Origin of the sequence: Flavobacterium sp. UBA4854 (assembly GCF_002399805.1) — a bacterium.
Lineage (GTDB): Bacteria > Bacteroidota > Bacteroidia > Flavobacteriales > Flavobacteriaceae > Flavobacterium > Flavobacterium ginsengisoli.
Window position 1 is genome coordinate 7004 of record NZ_DHEI01000081.1, and the last position, 9700, is coordinate 16703.

Here is a 9700-nt window from a genome sequence, read left to right on the forward strand (position 1 = left end):
CTTAGTATCTTAGAAACTTAGAAGCTACAAAAATGAAAACGCTACAATTTTTATTACTCGGAAAAAATGAAGCTATTTTAGCCATTTTACTTCGTCTTGTTAATGCAGATGAAAACTGGAATGCAATTGCTTTTAATGATGAAAAAGAAGCACAAAAATACTTTCAAAAACATAAAATAGATATAGTGCTTTTGAGTTCGGCAATTGAAGATCATGTTGAAAAAGAATTTACTTCTTTCTGCCTAAAAAACCAGCCAGATGTAGAAGTAATAGAGCATTTTGGAGGCGGAAGCGGTTTACTAAAATCTGAAATTCTGCATCGATTGCATTTGAAAGGAAAGCTTTAAATTTGTGTTTTAAAGCCCTTAAAAAATGGAGAAAACATATTCTGTAGTATTCTACTCAAAACCAGTTGTTGATAGTGTCAAAAAAATGAAAGATTTACTGAAAAGTAAAATTGAATGGTACAACAGCTGTAATTCTGAAGCGCATATTACGATTTGTGAATTTAAAATTGAGGAATCTCAACTCGATTCTATAAAGCAAAAGCTAATTAAAATCTGCGATACTTTTACGCCTTCTCAAGTATATTTAGATCATTTTGGTTCTTATGAAAATGCTGGAGCTTTTTTTATTGCTCCTAACGAAGAATCTAAAAACAATCTAAAGCCCATAATGAAAAAGATTCACGAAACATTGAAATCTTTACAACTCAAAAAAAGTGATGATCCGCATATGTCAATCGGACGAAGATTAACACCCGAAAATCTTAAAATTGCTTTTGAACTTTTTACCACAATTGCTCTTCAATTTGAATGCAATGAAATTGTTCTAAGGGAATTTGATCCCAAAGTGAAACAGTTTTTTGTAATTGATGCTATTCCTTTTGGAAGCAATCCAGAACCTGAGTTTGTTCAGGGAAGTTTGTTTTAAAGGTTTTGCCGCAAAGGCACTAAGGCACAAAGTTTTTTTGTTTTTGCGAAATTGTTTAACAATAGGTAATCATTTTGGTTATAGCCCGTGGTTTAAACCACGGGAACTGTGAATTTGATTTGCATTGCGTTACAATTTGAGGGATCTTAAAAAAAACTTTGCGCCTTAGCGTCTTCGTGGCAAAAAACATTTTTTCGTATATTTGAATTTCGCAATTCATCACGATATGAAATCCCTAGATTCATTTTACCAAGATATTACCGAAGGTTCAACTGTTGATCCCACTTCGTTATTGCCAAACGACATTCAAAAAGAAATAGGTCATTTTAATGTCTTTGATATAAAGGAACTTTTGGAACGCATGAAAGGAAAACCTGGAATGCCTTATGACAGGAGAGCTTATTACAAAATAAGTTTAATTAGAGGACACAATAAAGCAGAATATGCCAATAAAGTAATCGAAATCGAAAAACAAGGATTGTTATTTGCAACTCCAAAAATTCCGTACAATTATTTACCGCAAGACACTAATCAAGGCGGACAGTTTTGTGTTTTCACAAGTGAATTTTTATCTAAAAACAAAAGCGGAATAGATCTGGACGAATTGCCAATATTTGCTTCAGACGGATATCCAATTTTTCAGCTTTCTGATGAAGAAGTTGAAGAAGTTAGTTTGATTTTCAATAAAATACAAAAAGAAATTAATTCTGATTATATTTACAAATACGATTTAATTCGAAATTATGTTGCAGAGTTAATTCATTTCGGACAAAAATTACAGCCTATAACAGCGTTATATTCTAAGCACAATTCAGCAGCTAGAGTATCTTCTTTATTTGCAGAATTGTTGGAAAGACAATTCCCAATTGAATCGCCAAATCAGCGATTAGAACTGAGAACAGCAAAAGATTTCGCAGCACGTTTATCTGTGCATGTTAATCACTTAAACAAGGTTTTAAAGGAAAATACCGGAAAAACCACTACCGAATTAATTAGTAACCGACTAACAAACGAAGCTAAAATACTGTTGAAGCAGACTGATTGGAATATTTCTGAAATTGCTTATTCACTTGGTTTTGAAGAATTAGCGCATTTCTCTAATTTCTTTAAAAAACAAACCACTTATACGCCAATTGCTTTTAGGAGTTAGTTTTTTTGTTTCAAGTTTCAGGTTTCAGGTTTTACGAGTCGTAACCATACTGTTTGTCATCCCGAGGAACGAGGGATCTCCGCAAGAAACTCCACAAAGTTTTGGAATTTGGAATTTCTAAAAATTGGATTTTACTACTCGTGATTTGAATTTCGCAAACATCTATTTGATATTTACAACTTCCCAACTCTACTTCGCTCCTACCTTTGTCTCATCAAATTAAAAGAACGAAAAGATGAAATTATCAAACAACAAAATCTTAATAACTGGCGGTGCAAGCGGTATCGGACTTGGACTTGCAGAACGATTCATTCAAGAAAACAATACTGTAATTATTTGTGGAAGAAGAGCTTCTCTCTTAGCAGAAGTAAAAGAAAAATTTCCAACTGTTATTACCAAAGTATGCGATTTATCTTTAGAAGAAGAACGTATTGCACTTTACGATTGGATCAAAAAAAATCATCCCGATTTAAATGTTTTAGTTAACAATGCAGGAATCCAAAACTGGATGTCGATAACTGATGCTGATTTTTATGAAAACATGAAAAATGAGCTTACTACTAATATTGAAGCACCTTTGCATTTAACTTCATTATTTATTCAGTTACCATCGCTTAAAACCGTAATGAATACCACTTCTGGATTAGCATTCTCTCCATTTGCAAAAGTTCCTGTTTATTCGGCTACAAAAGCATTTTTCCGTTCGTTTACGCTTTCACTTCGTCATTTATTAAAAGAAAAAAATATTGAAGTAATCGAAATTATTCCACCAGCCTTAAACACAGATTTAGGCGGAATCGGACTTCACGACGCGCATCCAAGTGTAAGCAGTTTTATCGAATCTATTTCCGAACAATTGAAAGAAGGAAAGCAAGAACTGACTTTCGGAACAAGCGAAACAAGATTAAACGCAAGCGCAGAAGATTTGAGAAATCATTTTAATGTAATGCATTCGAATTAAGTTAAATGTTGAATGTGAGATGTGAAATGCAAAAAGATTTATCTTTTAAAACCGAAAACATGACAAAAATTTCACATCCACATTTTCCATTTCACAACTAGCATTTCACGTTTTACAAATTAATAATTAACCGTTTACAATTAACAATTAAAAAGATGGCAGTAAATACAAAAATAGCTCTTGTTACAGGCGGTAGCAGAGGTTTAGGAAAAAATATGGCAATAGCAATTGCAAAAAAAGGTTTAGATGTAATTATTACTTATAACAGTAAAAAAGACGAAGCCGATGCAGTAGTTTCAGAAATTGAAAGTTTAGGTCAAAAAGCGGCTGCATTGCAATTAAATGTTGCAGAATCAGGAACTTTTGATTCTTTTTTCGAAAATGTAAAAACAGTTTTAAAAGACACTTTTAAAACAGATAAATTTGACTTTTTAGTAAACAACGCTGGAATCGGAATTCACAATTCTTTCTTTGGAACAACTGAAACAGAATTTGATCAATTGACTAACATTCAATTTAAAGGTCCATTTTTCTTAACTCAAAAAGGACTTAACGTAATGAACGACGGCGGCGGAATTGTAAATATTTCAACTGGTTTAGCAAGATTTTCATTCCCTGGATATGCGGCATATGCTTCTATGAAAGGTGCAATGGAAACTTTGACAAAATATCAGGCAAAAGAATTGGGTGCTAGAAAAATTAGAGCCAATATAGTTGCGCCTGGCGCCATTGAAACTGATTTTGGCGGTGGAGTAGTTCGTGACAATGAACAAATGAATCAACAAATTGCTTCTGTAACGGCTTTAGGAAGAGTTGGTCTTCCTGATGACATCGGTGGCGTTGTTGCCTTTTTATGTACCGAAGAAGCGCGCTGGGTAAATGCTCAAAGAATCGAAGTTTCTGGAGGAATGATGTTGTAAGGAGGTTTCAAGTTTCAGGTTTCACGTTTCAGGTTTGAAGTTTCAAGTTTCAAGTTTCAAGTTTAACCGCAAAGAACGCTAGGGATTACGCAATCCCGATAGCTATCGGGAGCAAAGGTTTTTACGTAAAGTTTTGCGAACTTTGCGTTTATATAACATACAGCTTAGAAAAAACCTTGCGCACTTTGCGGTTAAAACACACAAAGAATATCAACCTGAAACTTCAAACTTCAAACTTGAAACCTGAAACAAAAAAAACACAAAACAAAACCCGACAAGCTTAAAAAACTTATCGGGTTTGCCATTTCAATAATATTTGAATTAGTAAGGTCTTCTTAATTCTTTTCTATGGAGACATCAAAACCTCCATCTTTATCAAAAACAACATCATAAAATTTAGCATCTTTTGTTACGCCAACTTCGTAAGTTGTTTTGTTTTTATCGTCTACTACTTTAGCAATTTCTAAAATTGCTTTCGCTTTGTAATTCTTTTTCAAATAAGACTGTGCTTGTACAGGAAGATCTCTAAATGCAATCTGCAATTCAAAAGCTTTCATATTACCTAAATTATCATAAATCGCAACCGCTTTTGTTGTATTATTTACATTATATCGTGCTTCAAATCGAATCTCATCTGCATCATCTCCAACATATTCTTCAGACCAAACTGGCACTTTTCCTGGATATTCTTTCTCAAAAGCTAATCGAACTTCTTCTGGAGGAGTAATTGCTTTTTTCATATTGGTTCCTTCTTGTGCAATTAAAAAACTACTGCATAAAAAAGTAAAAAGTAAAAGCACGTTTTTCATAGTTTCAATTTTTTAAATTAAACTTAAACAACGTATTAAAATTAACTACTTTTTTTATTACAGATAACAAGAAGAAAATATGATTTTACATTTGAAAAAATAAACATCCTTTAAAGTTGATGCTTAAATCGTGTCTACAATTCAAGCTTTTTTAATCGATCTGTTAGTTCTCTTTTATAAGTAATTCCGATTGGAATTCTTTCGTTTTTAATAACAACAAAATCTTTTTCTGTCGCATCAATTTTATCTAAAGCAACAATGTAAGATTTATGAATACGCATAAAACTCTTTTCTGGCAGGCATTTTTCAAACTCTGTTGTTGTAATCGAAGCCAGATAAGTTCTTTTTGTAGTATGAAGCTTTACATAATTACCAAAACTCTGAGCATACAAAAGCTGGTCCAATTCTATATCCATCAAATAGCCATCTACTTTTACACTTACCGAATTTACGGTTTCTTCTGCCTTTTGTTTTACACTTTCGGTCGCAAAAAAACGGTCAATTGCTTTTAGAAATCTTGGAAAATAGATTGGCTTTAGCAAATAATCAATTACGCCGTAATCGTAACTTTCAAGCGCAAATTCAGAATATGCTGTAGTTAAAATAGTTTTAGGATGCGTTGGAAGAATTTTAAGCAATTCCATTCCCGAAATTTCAGGCATATTGATATCCAAAAACATTAAATCGACTGGATTCTCTCTGAGGTAATTCATCGCTTCAATGCCATTATAGCCTTGAAAAACCAATTCTAACTGTGGATTCTGTTTTATATAATTGGCTAAAACATAATGCGCAGCGGGTTCATCGTCTACGATAATGCATTTCTTTGTTTCTCTCATCCTACAAACTTTTTAAGCTGTATTTCTAAATCAACAACATAGATTTGTTTGTCGTCTTTAACATCTAATTTATAATCTTTTCCATAAATCAAATTCAAACGTTCAATCGTATTTTTTAAACCGATTTTGGTAGAAATCACATCATTTTTCTTCGGAATTGAATTGGCAACATGAAGATGTAATAATCCGTTTTCAACAGAAATCGTGATTTTTACAAAACATCTTTCTATAGCGCAGGTTCCGTGTTTAAAGGCATTTTCGATAAATGCAATTAAAAGCATAGGCGAAATTTTATATGCATTTTCGTTATCAACATTGCTTTCAAAAGTAATATCGCAACGATAACCAACACGTTCTTTTTCAAGCTGAACATAACTGTTTATAAACTCCAGTTCGTCTTCTAAAGATACACATTGTTTACTATTGCTTTCCAATTGGTAACGCATTAACTGCGAAACCTTCATAATTAAATCGGGCGTTCTGTCTGGAAACTGAAGACTGATTCCGTAAAGTGTATTAAATGTATTGAACAAAAAATGCGGATTTAATTGCCCTTTCAATGAATTTAATTGCATTTGATTGAACAATAAAGCCGCATCCGTTTGTTTTCTATGAATACGATAAAACTTAAAAACAATAATCGGACTCAGAATGCAGACCAAAGTTCCTAAAACGCTTGCCAATTGGTACGCATAACTTCTCTGATGCGAGTTTTGGTATAAATGGCAATTGGCAAACATATCCATTTTTGTAATTTCATACAAAATGACAGAAAATACAAAAACTCCAAATAGCGTTAAAATGATATACGTAAAAGGTTTATTTGCTTTAAATAAAATCGGAAGGAGAAAAAATCGATTAAATTGGGCATGCATATACAAAATGCAATAAAAAAACACACCCATTGCAATCGAAATGAAAGAACTAAATAACATCCAATCATTTTTTAGGGTATATATTGTAAATGAAAAAAGGACAACGGCAACCTCCTGCCACCATTTGTTATCCAGTATGTTATCAATTCTTTTGTTCATTCTTAATTTTGAAATAGTTTACAAAGTACGAACAATTATTTAATTATTTTTTTCAAAAAATGACCAATTCAATTCGTCATTTACTAGTGCAGTACATCACTTAACCTGACTTTTATCAGTACAAGAGAAATAAATTTGTTGCATCAAAAAACATTTCTATTCACACCTTGAGTTTATGTATTTCAAAAAAATTACCTTATTATTTTTATTGATTTTTGCCTCAATCGGTTATGCTCAAACCCTGTCTTTAAAAGAAGCAATAAAGATAGGTCTTGAAAACTACGGTTCTATCCGAGCAAAAAACAATTACACCAATGCATCAAAAGAGACTCTAAAACAATCTCGTCGTGATTACCTGCCAAACCTTAACTTATCGGCACAGCAGGATTACGGAACCGTAAACGGACAAAACGGACCGCTTTACGGTTTTGGAGGTTTAGGAGTTGCTTCATCAGGACTTCCGTTACCAGAGCAAAACTGGAACTCGGCTTTTGGCGCGCTTTATTTAGTCAACATGAACTGGGATTTTTTCACTTTCGGAAAAACACAGGAAAAAATCAATTTATCTAAAATTGATGTTCAGGCTAAAGAAAAAGATTTACAGCAGGAAAAATTCCAGCAGGAAATCAAAATTTCGGCTGCTTATCTAAATCTATTGGCGAGCCAGAGATTAGTGATTTCGCAGCAAAAAAACTTAGATCGTGCAGAAGTTTTCAAAAAGACTGCTGCCGCGAGAGTTAAAAACGGATTATTAGCAGGAGTAGATTCTACTTTGGCTACCGCAGAAGTTTCTAAAGCTAAAATCGCTTTAAACCTTGCTAGAAACTTCGTTAAAGAACAAAACAACAAATTAGTCGATTTAATGGGCGTTGCACCTCAGGATTTCGTTACAGATACTTTATTTGTAACTCAGATTCCGAAGGAATTAGTAACAAAAGAAGTTACTACAGATAGCCTTCACCCTTTATTACAATTCTATAAAACAAAAATCGATTACAGCAACCAGCAGGTTAAATTGTATAAGAGATTTTATTATCCGACAATGAGTGCTTTTGGGGTTTTACAAACTAGAGCTTCAGGATTTGATAATTCGTACGCGACCAATCAAAATGCTTTTACAAGAAATTATTGGGATGGCGTAAATCCAGATCGTACCAATTATTTAATTGGAGTTGGAATCACGTGGAATTTAACCACACCATTCCGCTCAAGCAAACAAGTAAGTGCTCAGAAATTTGTTTCTCAAGCCATGCAGGAAGAATACAATCAAGCAGACAGAGAACTGAAATCACAGCTGAATTTTGCCGAAGATAAAATCAAAATCACTTTGGAAAACTATGCTGAAGCTCCGATTCAGGTTGATGCTGCAAAAAGAGCTTATGTTCAAAAATCGACTTTATACAAAAACGGTTTAACTGATTTGACTGATTTAACACAAACGATGTATGTTTTAAATCGCGCTGAAATCGATCGAGATATTGTCAATAATAATGTGTGGCAATCGTACTTATTAAAAGTCGCTGCAACAGGAAATTTTGACTTATTTATAAATGAATTTTAATTATAAATCCTAATGAATTTAATACGTTTTGCACTCCGCAAACCCATTTCCATTTTAGTATTGGTTGCGGGTCTATTTTTCTTCGGAATTGGTGCCATCAAAGACATTAAGGTAGACATTCTGCCAAAAATGAATTTGCCGGTTATCTATATTGCGCATCCGTTTGGAGGTTATACGCCAGACCAGATGGAGGCTTATTTTGCCAAAAACTACGTAAACGTTTTACCTTTCTCGAATGGTATCAAATCGGTAGAAACCAAAAATATTCAGGGGTTGATGATTATGAAATTAACCTATTATGAAGGAACCAACATGGCTCAGGCTGCTGCCGAGTTAAGTGCGCTTTCAAACAGAATCCAAGCGGCTTTTCCTCCGGGAACACAGCCTCCGTTTATCATTCGTTTTGATGCTTCTTCTCTTCCAATTGGTCAATTGGTTTTGAGCAGTAAAATACGTTCAAACAACGAATTACAGGATTTAGCCAACGTTTATGTTCGTGCTTCGTTTACTGCGATTCCTGGTTTATTATCTCCAGCTCCTTTTGGAGGAAGTCCAAGAACTATTGAGGTAAACGTAGATCCAGATTTATTGCGTTCTCATAATATGACGCCAGACCAGATTGTTGACGCCATTCGTTTAAACAACCAAACGGCTCCATCTGGAAACGTGCGTATGGGCGACAAAAACTATATTACACCAACTAATAATACGATTAAAGAAGTTAAAGATTTTGAACAGATTCCGTTATTCAAAGGCGGTGTTCAAAACTTAAAATTGGGTGATGTTGCCTCTGTAAAAGACGGTGCCGATATTACAGCAGGTTACGCTTTGGTAAACGGAAAACGTTCGGTTTACATTAGTATTGCAAAAGCGGGAGACGCTTCGACTTGGGATGTGGTTCAGAAATTGAAAAAAGAACTTCCAAAAATTCAAAGTACACTTCCTGAAGATGTAAATATTACGTACGAATTTGACCAATCGGTTTATGTAATCAACTCGGTTAAAAGTTTGATTACTGAGGGAATTATTGGTGCGGTTCTAACAGGATTAATGGTTTTATTATTCTTGGGCGACCGTCGTGCAGCTTTGATCGTTATTATGACGATTCCGATTTCGATTATTTCTGGGGTTTTATTCCTGAAATTATTCGGACAAACGATCAACTTAATGTCATTATCAGGATTAGCTTTGGCAATTGGTATTTTGGTGGATGAAAGTACCGTAACGATCGAAAATATTCACCAGCATCTCGACATGGGAAAACCAAAAGCACTCGCCATTTGGGATGCCTGTCAGGAAATTGCTTTGCCTAAATTATTGATCTTACTTTGTATTCTAGCCGTATTTGCACCAGCATTTACTATGGTTGGTATTCCGGGAGCGTTGTTCTTGCCTTTGGCTTTGGCAATTGGTTTCTCAATGGTTATTTCATTCTTATTGTCTCAAACTTTTGTACCTGTAATGGCCAACTGGATGATGAAAGGACATGAAAA

10 protein-coding genes are annotated in these 9700 nt (G+C 34.0%); 7 read left to right on the forward strand and 3 right to left on the reverse strand.

The genetic code is table 11. The features are described from left to right. Positions 1-32: 32 nt before the first annotated feature. The 5 genes from B3J44_RS11375 to B3J44_RS11395 all read left to right on the forward strand — a co-directional run bounded on the left by B3J44_RS11375 (position 33) and on the right by B3J44_RS11395 (position 3964). Positions 33-347 carry a hypothetical protein gene (locus B3J44_RS11375; RefSeq protein WP_286968547.1) on the forward strand — a complete coding sequence of 105 codons (315 nt, stop codon included), beginning with the start codon at positions 33-35 and terminating at the stop codon, positions 345-347. A 25-nt stretch (positions 348-372) separates the two neighbouring features. Then, on the forward strand, positions 373-933 hold the full coding sequence (locus B3J44_RS11380; RefSeq protein ID WP_286968548.1) for a 2'-5' RNA ligase family protein: 561 nt from the start codon (positions 373-375) through the stop codon (positions 931-933). A 226-nt stretch (positions 934-1159) separates the two neighbouring features. After that, the gene (locus B3J44_RS11385; protein WP_286968549.1) at positions 1160-2083 is read left to right on the forward strand and encodes a helix-turn-helix domain-containing protein; all 924 of its coding nucleotides are present in this window, start codon (positions 1160-1162) and stop codon (positions 2081-2083) included. A 235-nt stretch (positions 2084-2318) separates the two neighbouring features. After that, on the forward strand, positions 2319-3044 hold the full coding sequence (locus B3J44_RS11390) for an SDR family oxidoreductase (RefSeq protein ID WP_286968550.1): 726 nt from the start codon (positions 2319-2321) through the stop codon (positions 3042-3044). Positions 3045-3199: 155 nt separating this feature from the next. After that, positions 3200-3964, forward strand: coding sequence for an SDR family NAD(P)-dependent oxidoreductase (locus B3J44_RS11395; RefSeq protein ID WP_286968551.1), 765 nt, complete (start codon positions 3200-3202; stop codon positions 3962-3964). A 335-nt stretch (positions 3965-4299) separates the two neighbouring features. Here the strand turns inward: B3J44_RS11395 and B3J44_RS11400 are convergent, their stop codons facing one another. From B3J44_RS11400 to B3J44_RS11410, 3 genes are all read right to left on the reverse strand, one after another. Continuing rightward, on the reverse strand, positions 4300-4773 hold the full coding sequence (locus tag B3J44_RS11400) for a hypothetical protein (protein ID WP_278021135.1): 474 nt from the start codon (positions 4771-4773) through the stop codon (positions 4300-4302). A gap of 134 nt (positions 4774-4907) precedes the next feature. Then, the gene (locus B3J44_RS11405; protein ID WP_129747752.1) at positions 4908-5612 is read right to left on the reverse strand and encodes a LytR/AlgR family response regulator transcription factor; all 705 of its coding nucleotides are present in this window, start codon (positions 5610-5612) and stop codon (positions 4908-4910) included. Then, on the reverse strand, positions 5609-6646 hold the full coding sequence (locus B3J44_RS11410) for a sensor histidine kinase (RefSeq protein WP_286968552.1): 1038 nt from the start codon (positions 6644-6646) through the stop codon (positions 5609-5611). The genes B3J44_RS11405 and B3J44_RS11410 overlap by 4 nt, the downstream gene beginning before the upstream one ends. 175 nt (positions 6647-6821) lie before the next feature. Here B3J44_RS11410 and B3J44_RS11415 point away from each other — a divergent pair, with 175 nt between their 5' ends. Both B3J44_RS11415 and B3J44_RS11420 read left to right on the forward strand, forming a co-directional pair. Then, positions 6822-8207: a TolC family protein gene (locus tag B3J44_RS11415; protein ID WP_286968553.1), complete on the forward strand. Its 1386-nt coding sequence runs from the start codon at positions 6822-6824 to the stop codon at positions 8205-8207. Between the two features lie 12 nt (positions 8208-8219). Beyond that, positions 8220-9700, forward strand: a 1481-nt coding sequence (locus B3J44_RS11420) for an efflux RND transporter permease subunit (protein ID WP_286968554.1), incomplete at its 3' end; no start/stop codon positions are given.